This window comes from Mesorhizobium sp. M7D.F.Ca.US.004.03.1.1, assembly GCF_003998635.1.
In the GTDB taxonomy this organism is placed as follows: domain Bacteria; phylum Pseudomonadota; class Alphaproteobacteria; order Rhizobiales; family Rhizobiaceae; genus Mesorhizobium; species Mesorhizobium loti.
This window is the reverse complement of the sequence record NZ_RZQG01000083.1, coordinates 1-12,127: the sequence shown is the minus strand read 5'-3', so window position 1 is coordinate 12,127 and position 12,127 is coordinate 1. Positions and strand designations below refer to the sequence as shown.

Annotated in this window: 12 protein-coding genes; 5 read left to right on the top strand and 7 right to left on the bottom strand. The window is 63.3% G+C overall.

Going from position 1 to position 12,127, the window contains the following annotated elements:
* Positions 1-295: 295 nt before the first annotated feature.
* The 3 genes from EN935_RS07925 to EN935_RS07910 form a co-directional block, all read right to left on the bottom strand.
* Complete coding sequence (locus EN935_RS07925; protein WP_109663552.1) at positions 296-913, bottom strand: transglutaminase-like cysteine peptidase; 618 nt, start codon at positions 911-913, stop codon at positions 296-298.
* Between the two features lie 257 nt (positions 914-1,170).
* Entirely contained in the window at positions 1,171-2,448 is a 1,278-nt protein-coding gene (locus EN935_RS07915; protein WP_109663548.1) for a polyhydroxyalkanoate depolymerase, read from the bottom strand.
* Positions 2,449-2,740: 292 nt separating this feature from the next.
* Entirely contained in the window at positions 2,741-3,100 is a 360-nt protein-coding gene (locus EN935_RS07910) for a septal ring lytic transglycosylase RlpA family protein (RefSeq protein ID WP_109663545.1), read from the bottom strand.
* A 308-nt stretch (positions 3,101-3,408) separates the two neighbouring features.
* Between EN935_RS07910 and EN935_RS40730 the strand changes: the two genes are divergently transcribed.
* Entirely contained in the window at positions 3,409-3,585 is a 177-nt protein-coding gene (locus tag EN935_RS40730) for a hypothetical protein (RefSeq protein ID WP_164548536.1), read from the top strand.
* 11 nt (positions 3,586-3,596) lie between these two features.
* Here the strand turns inward: EN935_RS40730 and EN935_RS07900 are convergent, their stop codons facing one another.
* The 4 genes from EN935_RS07900 to tauA all read right to left on the bottom strand — a co-directional run bounded on the left by EN935_RS07900 (position 3,597) and on the right by tauA (position 6,577).
* Complete coding sequence (locus tag EN935_RS07900) at positions 3,597-3,782, bottom strand: hypothetical protein (RefSeq protein ID WP_109665302.1); 186 nt, start codon at positions 3,780-3,782, stop codon at positions 3,597-3,599.
* Positions 3,783-3,813: 31 nt separating this feature from the next.
* Positions 3,814-4,674, bottom strand: coding sequence for an ABC transporter permease subunit (locus EN935_RS07895; protein WP_109663542.1), 861 nt, complete (start codon positions 4,672-4,674; stop codon positions 3,814-3,816).
* Positions 4,671-5,462: a taurine ABC transporter ATP-binding protein gene (locus tag EN935_RS07890; protein ID WP_109663539.1), complete on the bottom strand. Its 792-nt coding sequence runs from the start codon at positions 5,460-5,462 to the stop codon at positions 4,671-4,673. Before EN935_RS07890 ends, EN935_RS07895 begins: the two co-directional genes overlap by 4 nt.
* A gap of 101 nt (positions 5,463-5,563) precedes the next feature.
* Complete coding sequence (gene tauA, locus EN935_RS07885) at positions 5,564-6,577, bottom strand: taurine ABC transporter substrate-binding protein (protein WP_109663536.1); 1,014 nt, start codon at positions 6,575-6,577, stop codon at positions 5,564-5,566.
* A 700-nt stretch (positions 6,578-7,277) separates the two neighbouring features.
* Here tauA and EN935_RS07880 point away from each other — a divergent pair.
* The 4 genes from EN935_RS07880 (at position 7,278) to EN935_RS07865 (ending at position 11,882) form a co-directional block, all read left to right on the top strand.
* A complete protein-coding gene (locus tag EN935_RS07880) occupies positions 7,278-7,727 on the top strand; it encodes an Rrf2 family transcriptional regulator (RefSeq protein WP_109663534.1) in 450 nt (149 codons plus the stop codon).
* A gap of 31 nt (positions 7,728-7,758) precedes the next feature.
* Positions 7,759-9,093: an FAD/NAD(P)-binding protein gene (locus tag EN935_RS07875; RefSeq protein ID WP_109663531.1), complete on the top strand. Its 1,335-nt coding sequence runs from the start codon at positions 7,759-7,761 to the stop codon at positions 9,091-9,093.
* A 189-nt stretch (positions 9,094-9,282) separates the two neighbouring features.
* Positions 9,283-10,704, top strand: a complete 1,422-nt coding sequence (locus tag EN935_RS07870; RefSeq protein ID WP_109663529.1) for a pyridoxal-phosphate dependent enzyme — start codon at positions 9,283-9,285, stop codon at positions 10,702-10,704.
* Entirely contained in the window at positions 10,701-11,882 is a 1,182-nt protein-coding gene (locus EN935_RS07865; RefSeq protein ID WP_127373253.1) for a PLP-dependent aspartate aminotransferase family protein, read from the top strand. Before EN935_RS07870 ends, EN935_RS07865 begins: the two co-directional genes overlap by 4 nt.
* Positions 11,883-12,127 lie beyond the last annotated feature (245 nt).

The following is a 12,127-nucleotide window of genomic DNA, read 5'->3' as shown; positions in this document are numbered from 1 at the left end:
TCGTTGGCCGGAGCGAAATGGTTCATGGAGAAGTGCGAAAATTCATTCGGGGCGTGGTAAATATTGGCAGACGTCCCGCTGCCACTCATCCGCCTGCCGGCACCTTCTCCCCGTTACTGTGACGGGGAGAAGGGTATAGCCGCGCCGTTGGCGCTTGCGACGTTGATGATTGGCGAAAGCGCGATGAAAGCGTCTTTCTCCCCGCCCCTATACGGGGAGAAATGTCCGGCAGGACAATGAGGGGCGGCGCCGGCCTCGGCTATTTGGCGAAAGCGCGATCGTGCTTCGAAGCTTCCTACTGCACCGCGCCGACCAGCACCTGCTGGCCGCCACGGATCGAGACCCAGCGGCCGGTGTTGTCGATCGCCTGCCGCTTGAGGAAGCGGTAGCCGGTCGCGTCCCATGGCCTGACCTTGTCGGTCAGATTGTCGAGCACATAGTCGCCCTTGTCGGTGCGCACTGTCAGCACCGCATGGCCTTCGCCGTCCGGCTTGCGCACCACGGTGATCAGAAGATCGGCAAGCGAGATGCTCATGCGCGAAAGCTGGCGCCGCTTTTCCAGCACGTAGTCCTCGCAGTCGCCGACGCCGTTGTCGGGATAGGCCCAGACTTCGTCCTTGCCGTAGATGTCCATGTCGCTCATCGGCTTGACGGCGGCGTTGACCCTGGCGGTGACATTGAGGAGCTTGCGCATCAACCCGTCGGTCATCGGGGCCGGCGCGAGATTGGTCGGACGGATAGAGCATTCGCCCGGATGCAGCTTGCAGAAGTCATAGTGGCCGATCGGCTGCGAGGTGAGACCCCCGGTCGCCATCGCTCCGGCCGCCAAAGCCGGCGCCACCCAGCCTCCCGTTACTGCCAGCCCGGCCGCCACATACACGCGCAGCCTTCGTGCCATTGATGAGGATATCATTGTCCCCGCTCACCCTTGTTATTAACGAAAGGTTAAGGGGGATTTACAGTCCGTGTCAATTACGACGACGGTCGGATTGTCGGCATGGTTACCCGAGGGGCAGCACCGCGTCTATTGTGCAACAGAATCGGCCAGCCGGCCGGTTTTGACGATCAATTGGCCGGATTGGCGCCGTTAAGCTTTGTTCCAGGGACGTCATTTCCCAAAATAGCTACGCCCTCGGGTCAGCCCGTGAACATGCTTTTGGGCGATGCGCATTATCTTTTGGCGGTACGCACCAGCTTCGGCTTCACCGCAACACGCTCTTGGCGCCCATAGCTGGTGATGAAGTCGACAATGCGAGGCACGATCTCGGAGCGGAAACGCGAGCCGTTGAACACGCCGTAATGACCGACTGCCGGCTGCATGTAGTGGGCATGCCGCTCAGTGGGGATGTTGGGGCACAGATCATGCGCCGCCTTGGTCTGGCCAAGGCCGGAGATGTCGTCGTTCTCGCCCTCGACCGTGAACAGGGCGACATTGCGGATTGCCGACGGATCGATCCTGGTGCCGCGATGCGTCATCTCGCCCTTGGGCAAGGCCTGGCGCACGAAGACGGTGTCGACGGTCTGCAGGTAGAACTCCGCCGTCAGGTCCATCACAGCCAGATATTCGTCGTAGAAGTCGCGGTGCTTCTCGGCATTGTCGCCGTCATGCTTCACCAGGTGCATGAAGAAGTCCTTGTGGGCGATGATGTGGCGGTCGAGGTTCATGCTCATGAAGCCGGACAACTGCAGGAAGCCTGGATAGACCTCGCGGCCGAAGCCCGGCACCGGCCACGGCGCCTGCATGATGACATTGTCGCGGAACCAGTCGATGCCCTTTTCCTGCGCCAGGAGGTTGACCGCGGTCGGGTTGCTGCGGGTGTCGATCGGCCCGCCCATCAAGGTCATCGTCGAGGGCACGAAGGGATCGCCCTTCGTTTCCATCAGCGCAACTGCGGCAAGCACCGGCACGGAAGGCTGGCACACTGCCATCACATGGGTGTCAGGGCCTAGCGCATGCAGCATGTCGATGATGTAGTCGATATAGTCGTCGAGATCGAAACTGCCGTCGGCCAGCGGCACCATGCGGGCATCGACCCAGTCGGTGATGTGCACGTCGGCATAGGGCAGCATGGCTTCGACCGTGCCGCGCAACAGCGTCGCATAGTGGCCCGACATCGGCGCCACGATCAAAAGTTTAGGATCCGGCCGGCGCCCGGCGGGAATGGCGCGTTCGAAGCGGACGACTTTGCAGAATGGCTTCGACCAGACGGTCTTCTCGGTGACCTCGACGCTCTTCCAGTCGACCACTGTCTTGTTGAGGCCGAAGGTCGGCTTGCCGTAGCGGCGGGTGGTGCGCTCGAACAATTCGGCGGTCGCCGCGACCGAACGGCCCCAGGGCGTGTGGGAAAACGGATTGAGCGGATTGGAGTAGAACAGGCGCACCGCGTCGGCATAGAGACGCGCCGGCTGCAAGGCGGCGTGGTTCATTTCATAGAGCTGGTAGAACATTAAGAACCCCGCTGCTGCCTGCGACCGAAGGGACGACGAGCAGCGCCGAGCCTAAATGTCTCGCGGGGAGGTTAACAACTAATTGCTGCGATGCAATACGTCACGTGGCGTGACCAATATTTCTTTGGTTCAAGGCACTGGGAATCGGCCCTGAACGGCGCCAGCCGGCTCAGTGTGCGGCTGCGAAATGTGTAAGTAATGTGTCCGGCCCCTCTTGCCGGACACCCGACCATGATCCCGAAAAGTGGATTCCGGTTCTCGGCAGAAGATCATGGTCCAGGAAATAGTCACATCAAACGCGCGCCATGCACACGGCGGTGTGGCCGGAGCCGATGAAGCCGAGCTGGCCGGCGGCACCCTTCGACAGGTCGAGCACGCGACCCTTGATGAACGGGCCGCGATCGTTGATGCGCACGATGACGCTGCGGCCGTTGTTCTTGTTGGTGACCCTGAGCTTGGTGCCGAACGGCAAGGTGCGGTGGGCGGCGGTCATCGCCGAAGGATTCATGCGCTCGCCCGATGCGGTCTTGGAGTGCAGGGCATACCACGAGGCACGGCCGCACTGGCCGGCGGCGGTTGCCGAAGAAGCGCCGACCATCAGGCCAGCAGCGATCGTTACCGCGACAAGCGCGGTCTGTTTTGAGTTCTTCATGTTGAGGGATGGCTCCGTTCTTTGACAGACCCAGCCGTTAGGTGCCGAATAAGGCAGGAAATGCGGCAATGATCTGGCGGTTCCGTGGCAGTGGCACACGTTTGGAGTCATTGGGTAACAGTCTGTCAGGGATTTTCCGGCAAGAGATGATCAATTGATGATGATCTTCGTTCCGATATCCGGGATTTGTTTGACAAGATCGAGCATAGATATCCAAGTAGAAGTCGACGCAAGCGGGCCACTTCCTTTGGCTCTTTCATCGCGGCCCCAGCGCCGCAACCGATCGACTTCGAAAGCGAGATCCGTCAATGAGACTGACCAAAAATCTGCTGGCGTTGATTGTGCTTGCCATCGGCGCGCTGTGGTCGCTGCAAGGCGTCGGCGTTGTCGGCGGCAGCTTCATGACCGGCCAGTCGCAATGGCTCTATATCGGCATTGTCGCCATGCTGGTCGGCCTGGTGGGGCTGGTCTGGGCAAACCGGTAGGGTGTGACCCCTCACTGCGACCAGTACTGCCAGGCCCAGTAAAAACTCTCGTCGCGTGGCGGCAGGCGGTCGCGCTCGGCGTCCCAGCGTACCGGCGCCGGCGATTTCGGTTGCTGTTCAGGCGGCTGGCTTTCCCTGGTCCAGGCGAGAAACCAGTTGCCGGCCTGGGCGAACAGCACGGCGGTGGAATGGGTCATCGTCATTCTCTCCTGCTCTTCTGGTTTCCAATCATTCGCGTCCCGCCCACGGGACGAGCACGCGCTCGATCCTGCGGATGGTGAATTCGAGCACGAAGGCGATGGCCGCGATCACCAATATGCCCATCACCACGACGTCGGTGACGAGGAACTGGGCGGCCGACTGGATCATGAAACCGAGCCCCCGCGTCGCCGCCACCAGCTCGGCGGCGACCAGCGTCGACCAGCCGGCGCCGAGTGCGATGCGCAGTCCGGTCAGGATCAAAGGCAGCGCACTGGGCAGGATCACATGGCGGACCACTTGTGCTCGTGTCGCGCCAAGCGAACGCGCCGCATTGATGCGCTCCTGCGAGACGCCGCGAACGCCCGAGGCGGTCGACAATGCGACCGGCGCCAGCATGGCGATGGCGATCACCAGGATCTTGGACGGTTCGCCGATGCCGAACCAGATGATGACCAGCGGCAGATAGGCGAGCGGCGGGATCGGCCGCAGGAACTCCAGCAGCGGATCGAAGATGCCGCGCCCGACCGTGCTGATGCCGATGGCGAGACCAACCGGCACGCCGACGAGGATGGCCGCGATCAGCGCGGCAAAGACTCGGCCCAGGCTGGCGACCGCATGCTGCAGCAGCGTTGCATCGACGAAGCCGTCACGGGCGACGAGGATGAACTTGTTCCACACTGCGATCGGCGAAGGCAGGAACACCGGCGACACCAGTTGCAGGCGGGCCGACAGCGCCCATACCGCCAGCACCACCAGGATGGTCACGGCGCTGACCGCGCGTGCCGAGATGCCCTTGCGCTTCGGGCTTGGCCGCGACCACGGCACCGACAGGCCGTCGGCCTCGTCGACCTTGCTGCCCGGCCGCTCCGTGTAGGAAGTAACGGTCATGCCGCTTCTCCTTCGAAGATCGCGTCGGTCAACTCGCCGCGCGCCGCGGCAAAGGCCGGATCGGCCTTGATGGTGCGAATGGCCTCGCCGGCCGCGTAGCGCCTGGAGAAACCGGGCTCGAAGCTCCTCACCACGCGGCCCGGGCCGGGCGCCAGCACGACGATGCGGGTGGCCAGCACCAGCGCCTCCTCGATGCCGTGCGTCACCATCAGCACACCGACATCGCTTGCCGTCCACAAATCGAGCAGTGTCGTCTGCATGCGTTCGCGCGTCAGCGCGTCGAGCGCGCCGAGCGGTTCGTCGAGCAGCAGGAATTCCGGTTCTGCGGCCAGCGCCCGGGCGAGGCCGATGCGCTGGCGCATGCCGCCGGAAAGCTCCCAGATGCGCTTGTCGCCGGCATCGGTGAGCTTCACCAACTCGAGCAGTTCATCGGCGCGGCGCGCCCGCTCGGCCGGCCTGATGCCACGCAGCCTGAGCGCGAAGGCAACATTTTCGCGCGCGGTCAGCCACGGAAACAGCGCGTCGTTCTGGAACACCACCGCCCGGTCCGAGCCCGGCGCGGTGATCGGCTTGCCGTTGATGGAGGCACGCCCACGCGCCGGCGCGACAAGGCCGGCGGCGACATTGAGCAGCGAGGTCTTGCCGCAGCCGGAACGGCCGACCAGCACGACGAAGTCGCCCTTGGCGACATCGATCGACACAAGTTCGACGGCGGGTGCGGCTTGGCCGTCATACTGGATCGAGACCTTGTCCAGCACGAGATGGGGGTCGAGCACGAGATGCGGCATGGGTGCCTCGCAAGAGGTTCGTCTAAATCTGAAATGCCCCGGAGCCGCTCCTCGTCAGCGGTTCCGGGGCAGTCAGCACGCGGCGTCAGGGGTTCATGCGTCTAGTTCGAGGCCAGCGCCTGGGTGACGTATTTCGACGACACGTATTTCGAATAGTCCGGCAGCACGGCGTCGATCTTGCCTTGCTCCTTGAGGAAGGCGGATGTCGCTTCCACCGCCTTGACCGTGCCGCCGCCAAGGAATTTGTCGGACGCCTGCTCTTCGAGCGTCGGGAAGACATAGCCCTTGAGCAACTGCGGCACTTCTTCCAGCTTGGCGCCGGTGAGCTTGGCGATCGCAGCCGCCTGCGGCGACGACACCGACCAGGCGTCCGGCTTCGCCAGGAACTCGGCATAGGCCGCACCTGTCACCTTGACGAAGTCGCGTACTGCCTCAGGGTTCTTTTCGGCAAAGTCGGTGCGCACGATCCAGGCGTCGAAGGTCGGCGCGCCCCAGGCGGCGACCTTCGAGGAATCCAGCACCACCTTGCCCGTCGTCTTGATCTGGCCGAGCGCCGGATCCCAGACGTAAGCCGCATCGATGTCGCCGCGCGAAAAGGCCGCCGCGATTTCCGGTGGCCTGAGATTGAGGATCTCGACCGATTTCGGATCGACGCCCTCATGCTTCAGCGCGGCGAGCAGGCTGTAATGCGTCGTCGACACGAACGGCACGGCGACTTTCTTGCCGGCGAGATCAGCGATTTTCTCGATGCCGGCGCCGTTGCGCGCCACCAGCGCCTCGGATTCGCCGATCAGGCCGACGATGAAGATGGTCTGGATCGGCAGCTCGCGGCTCGCCGCCGCCGCCAGCGGGCTCGAGCCGACATAGCCGATATCGACCGAACCGGAAGCAACCGCGGCGATGACATCGGCGCCGGAATCGAATTTGCGCCAGTCGATGGCCGCCTTCGTCGCCTTTTCATAGGCGCCATCGGCCTGCGGCACTTTCGAGGGTTCGACCACCGTCTGGTAGCCGATGGTGATCTTGAGGTCGTCGGCAAGGGCCGGGCCGAGGAAGGCAGCACCGGCCAATGCTGCCGACGAGAGCAGAACAATGCGTCGCGAAATCGTGGACATGAAGGGCTCCTGAAAAGAGAAAATCGGAATGCCCCAGGATAGTCATCTAATTCTATCGTTCTTGTAGAGTTAAATCCTTCCAACGAAGGCCGGCTTGTTAGAAAAAAGCCACCGGCGTTGGGCTGCCAAGGCGGATAGGGCAGCTACGGTGGGCAACGTCACGGCGTTGGACAGGGCAGAGCTTTTCTAATTGCCCGCGGGACAAAGGGGGCGCGAAGGATCGCCGCATCGCCTAGCCACTCGCGAACGAGAATTCCCCCTTCGGCCAATGCCACGCAAATCCATGCCTCAAACAGCTCCGGATTTGAAAACGCATTCCGCGTGCCCGGAGCTAAGTATAGTATTCTTATCGACATGAGGGAGTTGGAGTCGACGATGAGCGGCCACCACATCACCATGATCGCTCGCGGCATGGATCGGCTTTCGCCGTCGCGTCAGTCGATGCCGGCCGCATCCGGCCCCGGAGGACCATTTGCCATTCCGCTGCCATCAAAGCGCATTCTTTGTGCTCTCAAGGGCACAAAGGCAGGTTAAAATGGCCACAGCAGCTTGAAAACGAAGCAAAATCAACATTGATCGGCTTGTACATCATGTCACTAGAATTTATGTGTCATGGCAGCCTGGACGCGACGGGGATGCACGCCAGGCGTTTTGCAACCGATGGTTCTACGCCGTCGCATGACAGAGAAATTTTGATCTCATGCTCACGAAAAAGGGCAAGTACGGCCTCAAGGCGCTCGTACATCTCGCGCGATTGCCGGCCGGACAGCTCGCCTTCGTCAACGACATTGCCACCGGCAACAACATCCCGAAGAAATTTCTCGACGCCATCCTGGGTGAGCTGCGCAATGCCGGCTTCGTCCAGAGCCGCAAGGGCAAGGATGGCGGCTACCGCCTGGCGCGCCCTGCCGACGAAATCAAGGTCGGCCATGTCGTGCGCGTCCTCGACGGGCCGCTGGCCCCTATCCCTTGCGCCAGCCGCACCCAGTATCAGCGCTGTGAAGATTGCAACGAGGCGACATGCCAAGTCCGACATCTGATGCTCGAGGTCCGGCAGGCGATCGCCGAGGTGCTCGATCAGCGCAGCCTCGCCGAAATGCGCGATATGGCCACGGACGACCTGCCGGTTGCGATCAAGGTCCAGGCCTGACACTGGCGCTGCGCACACCGCAGGCATGCCTATGACCGGGCGCGCCAACTCGATCATCATCGTCGGCGGCGGCGCCAGTGGCGTCGTGCTGGCAGCGCATCTGCTGAAATCGTCCAATCCCGACCTGCGCATCACGCTGATCGAGAAGCGTCCGCATTTCGGCCAGGGCATCGCCTATTCGACGCTGCTGTCGGCGCATGTGCTGAATGTCAGCGCCGCCGGCATGAGCGCCTATGCCGACGATCCCGCCAATTTCTGGCGCTGGCTGCTGGAGCGCGGCCTGGCAAGTCAGGACCAGGCGCCGGTCTACGCGCCGCGCAGCGTCTATGCCCGCTATCTCGGGGAGCTGCTGGATGATCTCGAGACGCGCGAGCAGCAGACCGGGCGGCTTCGCCTGATCCGCGAGGAAAGCCTATCGATCACGCCCACGGCATCGGGCGTCGAAGTGGCGCTGGCCAACGGCACCAGCGTGGTTGCACACCTCGCCGTGCTGGCCACCGGCCATGACGAGGAGCCGGCGCAAGGCCATGCCGTCAGGATGGGCTCGGAAGCCGATACAGCACTTGATCCCGACAGAAGCGTCATGGTGCTCGGCACCGGTCTCAGCATGGTCGATGCGTTCCTGGCGCTGGAACAGCGCGGCCATCGCGGCGACATCATTGCTGTGTCCAGGCGTGGCCTGCTGCCCTCGCCGCATCGCAAGGGCAACCCGATCAAGCTCGACGTCGCCGACATCCCGCTCGGCACGCAGCTATCCTATTTCGTCGGCTGGTTCCGCGACCTGATCAAGGAAAACCAGAAGGCCGGCATCGACTGGCGCGACGTCGTCGACGGGCTGCGGCCATTCAACCAGAAGATCTGGCAGAACTGGCCGGCTTCCGCCAAGCGCCGCTTCGTCGAGCACACCAAGGCCTGGTGGGACATCCACCGTCATCGCATGGCGCCGGAGGTCTACGCTCGGGTGACCGAAGCCGTGCAATCCGGCCGCATCCGCCTGGTCGCAGGCCGCGTCGTCGACATCGCCAAGGGGGGCGAATTCACCATCCAGGTCCAGTCGCGCCACACACAGCGCCTCGAGACATTCGAGGTCGCCCGCATCTACGATTGCTCCGGCATCGTCAGGGACATCTCGACCTCATCGAACAGCGTGGTGCGTTCGCTGGTCGACCGCGGCCTGGCAAGGCCGGATCCGCTGCGCATCGGCCTCGACGTCTCAGCCAAATGCGAGATCATCGCCGGCGACGGCACCGTTTCAGCCAAGATCCTCGCCGTCGGCCCGCTGACACGCGGCACCTTCTTCGAGATCGACGCCATTCCCGATATCCGCGTGCAGTGTGCGAGGCTGAGCAAGCAGCTGCTGGGGTGAGTTGCTGTTGACGTCGGCGCTGTCCCGCTGCCCGGCCACGATTTGCGGGACAGCAGTAAACCCAGAATTTCATTCCTAATCTGGCCAGTTGATTGGCACGATCTATCTTCTTTCCGACTGCAAAGGGCTGGAAAAGAGGCTACGCTGCCGCTCTGCCTCGAGGCGGTCGCTTGATCATGGAGCATCGATATGAGCGAGCACGAGATCGCCGCACCCGACGCGTTGTCCCGCCTGCGTCCGCCCTACAAGTCGGTTCTCGACCTGATCGGCCAGACGCCGGTGGTCGAGCTGACCAAGTTCGACACCGGCAAGTGCCGGCTGTTCATTAAGCTCGAAAGCCAGAATCCCGGCGGCTCGATCAAGGACCGCATCGCGCTGTCGATGATCGCCGCGGCGGAGCGAGAGGGCAAGCTCAGGCGTGGCGGCACCATCGTCGAGGCGACCGCCGGCAACACCGGCCTCGGCCTCGCCCAGGTCGGCATCCCCAAGGGTTATCGCATCGTGCTGGTCGTGCCCGACAAGATGTCGCGCGAAAAAATCCAGCATCTGCGCGCGCTCGGCGCCGAGGTGCGCATGACGCGTTCCGATGTCGGCAAAGGCCATGCCGAATATTACCAGGACATGGCCGAGAAGATCGCGGCGGAAACGCCTGGCGCCTTCTATGCCAACCAGTTCGCCAATCCGGCCAATCCGCTGGCGCATGAGACCACCACCGGTCCGGAGATATTTTCGCAGCTCGACGGCGATGTCGACGCGGTGGTCGTCGGCGTCGGCTCCGGCGGCACGCTGACCGGCCTTGGCCGCTATTTCGCCAAGGTGTCGCCGAAGACCGAAATGGTGCTCGCCGATCCGGTCGGCTCGGTGCTGGCGCCGCTGATCAAGACCGGCAAGATGGAAGAGGCCGGCAGCTGGACCGTCGAAGGCATCGGCGAGGACTTCGTGCCGCCCAATGCCGACCTGTCGCTGGTGAAAAGAGCCTACGCCATCCCCGACAAGCAGAGCATGCTGGCCGTGCGCGACCTGCTGTCGAAGGAAGGCATTCTGGCCGGCTCGTCGTCGGGCACGCTGTTGTCCGCTGCCTTGCGCTATTGCCGCGAGCAGACGGTGCCCAAGCGCGTCGTCACCTTCGTCTGCGACAGCGGCAACAAATATCTGTCGAAAGTGTTCGACGATTTCTGGCTGGCCGAGCAGGGGCTGGCCGAGCAGGAGCAGCATGGCGACCTGCGCGACCTGGTGATGCGCTCGCATCGCACCGGCGACACCGTGTCCGTCGGCCCGGACGAAAGCCTGCTCAACGCCTATGGGCGGATGCGCCGCTCCGATGTTTCGCAGCTACCGGTGCTCGACGACGGCAAGCTGATCGGCATCGTCGACGAAAGCGATATCCTGGCCAAGGTCGAAGGCCCGCATGACGGCCGCTGGGAGCGCTTCAACGGCCCGGTGCGCACAGCGATGACCTCCAATCTGCACACGCTGCAGGCCAGCCAGACGCTGGATGCGCTGCTGCCGGTGTTCGACCGCAACGAGGTCGCCATCATCTTCGACGGCGACGAGTTCGTCGGCCTGATTACCCGCATCGACCTGATCAACCATTTGAGGCGCGCACGATGACCAGCAGCACCCCGCCAGCCGGAAAAAACCGCCTGGCCTTCTCAACGCGCACCATCCATGGCGGCCAGAGCCATGACCCGCTGACCGGCGCGGTTATGGTGCCGATCTACGCCACCTCGACCTTTGCCCAGCAATCGCCCGGCGTGCATAAGGGTTTTGAATATGCCCGCAGCCAGAACCCGACCCGTTTTGCCTTCGAGCGTGCCGTCGCCGATCTCGAAAGCGGCTCGGCCGCCTTTGCCTTCGCCTCCGGCCTGGCCTCGATCGCCACGGTGCTCGAACTGCTCGATTCCGGCGCGCATATCGTCGCCACCGACGACATCTATGGCGGCTCCTTCCGCCTGATGGAGCGGGTGCGAAAGCGCTCTGCCAATCTGCAGGTCTCGTTCGTCGATTTCACCGACCTCGCCGCCGTGGAAGCCGCGATCCGCCCGGAGACGAGAATGCTCTGGGTCGAAACGCCGACCAACCCGCTGCTGCGCATCGTCGACCTCGAAGGCGTCGCCGCACTCGCCAAACGCAAGGGGATTCTGTCCGTCGCCGACAACACCTTTTGCAGCCCCTATATCCAGCGGCCGCTGGAGCTCGGCATCGATATTGTCGTGCATTCGACGACCAAATATCTCAACGGCCATTCCGACATGGTCGGCGGCGTGGCTGTTGTCGGCGACAACAAGGACCTCGCTGCCCAGCTGAAATTCCTGCAGAACGCCATCGGCGCTATTTCAGGCCCGTTCGACAGTTTTCTGGCGCTGCGCGGTCTCAAGACTTTGGCGCTGCGCATGGAACGTCATTCGGCGAACGGCCTCAAGATCGCCAAGTGGCTTGAAGGCCGCAAGGACGTGCGCCGCGTCATCTATCCCGGTCTCGCCAGCCATCCGCAGCATGACATCGCCGAGCGCCAGATGCATGCCTTCGGCGGTATGATCACGGCCGTGCTCGACCGCGACCTCGCCGGCACAAAACGCTTCCTCGAACGCACGCAATTGTTCACGCTGGCCGAGAGCCTGGGCGGGGTGGAAAGCCTGATCGAGCACCCGGCGCTGATGACGCATGGCTCCATTCCGGCCGAGAAGCGCGCGGAGATCGGCATTTCCGATTCGCTGGTGCGGCTGTCGGCGGGGATCGAGGATGGCGATGATCTGATCGCGGATCTGGACCAGGCGCTGGGGGGTTAGGGGGCGGAATCGCTCACGCCGAAGCGAGTCTCCAAAGCCTGCGCCGCCCCTCACCAGCCTGCCGGCATCCTCTCCCCGTAAACGGGGCGAGGGACGCTGTTGTCGCCGGTTTCGCCAATCACCGGCGCCAGCGGTTAGCCTCTTTCGCCCCGTTTACGGGGAGAAATGCCCGGCAGGGCAATGAGGGGCGGCGCCGACGTCTCATGATGAACTGACCAGCCAACGACCCAGTTGACCCCGAACCC

Excerpts from the sequence above, each read along its gene's own strand:
- EN935_RS07925 (WP_109663552.1), bottom strand. The coding sequence starts at position 913 with ATGATATCCTCATCAATGGCACGAAGGCTGCGCGTGTATGTGGCGGCC.
- EN935_RS07915 (WP_109663548.1), bottom strand. The coding sequence starts at position 2,448 with ATGTTCTACCAGCTCTATGAAATGAACCACGCCGCCTTGCAGCCGGCG.
- EN935_RS07910 (WP_109663545.1), bottom strand. The coding sequence starts at position 3,100 with ATGAAGAACTCAAAACAGACCGCGCTTGTCGCGGTAACGATCGCTGCT.
- EN935_RS40730 (WP_164548536.1), top strand. The coding sequence starts at position 3,409 with ATGAGACTGACCAAAAATCTGCTGGCGTTGATTGTGCTTGCCATCGGC.
- EN935_RS07900 (WP_109665302.1), bottom strand. The coding sequence starts at position 3,782 with ATGACCCATTCCACCGCCGTGCTGTTCGCCCAGGCCGGCAACTGGTTT.
- EN935_RS07895 (WP_109663542.1), bottom strand. The coding sequence starts at position 4,674 with ATGACCGTTACTTCCTACACGGAGCGGCCGGGCAGCAAGGTCGACGAG.
- EN935_RS07890 (WP_109663539.1), bottom strand. The coding sequence starts at position 5,462 with ATGCCGCATCTCGTGCTCGACCCCCATCTCGTGCTGGACAAGGTCTCG.
- tauA (WP_109663536.1), bottom strand. The coding sequence starts at position 6,577 with ATGTCCACGATTTCGCGACGCATTGTTCTGCTCTCGTCGGCAGCATTG.
- EN935_RS07880 (WP_109663534.1), top strand. The coding sequence starts at position 7,278 with ATGCTCACGAAAAAGGGCAAGTACGGCCTCAAGGCGCTCGTACATCTC.
- EN935_RS07875 (WP_109663531.1), top strand. The coding sequence starts at position 7,759 with ATGACCGGGCGCGCCAACTCGATCATCATCGTCGGCGGCGGCGCCAGT.
- EN935_RS07870 (WP_109663529.1), top strand. The coding sequence starts at position 9,283 with ATGAGCGAGCACGAGATCGCCGCACCCGACGCGTTGTCCCGCCTGCGT.
- EN935_RS07865 (WP_127373253.1), top strand. The coding sequence starts at position 10,701 with ATGACCAGCAGCACCCCGCCAGCCGGAAAAAACCGCCTGGCCTTCTCA.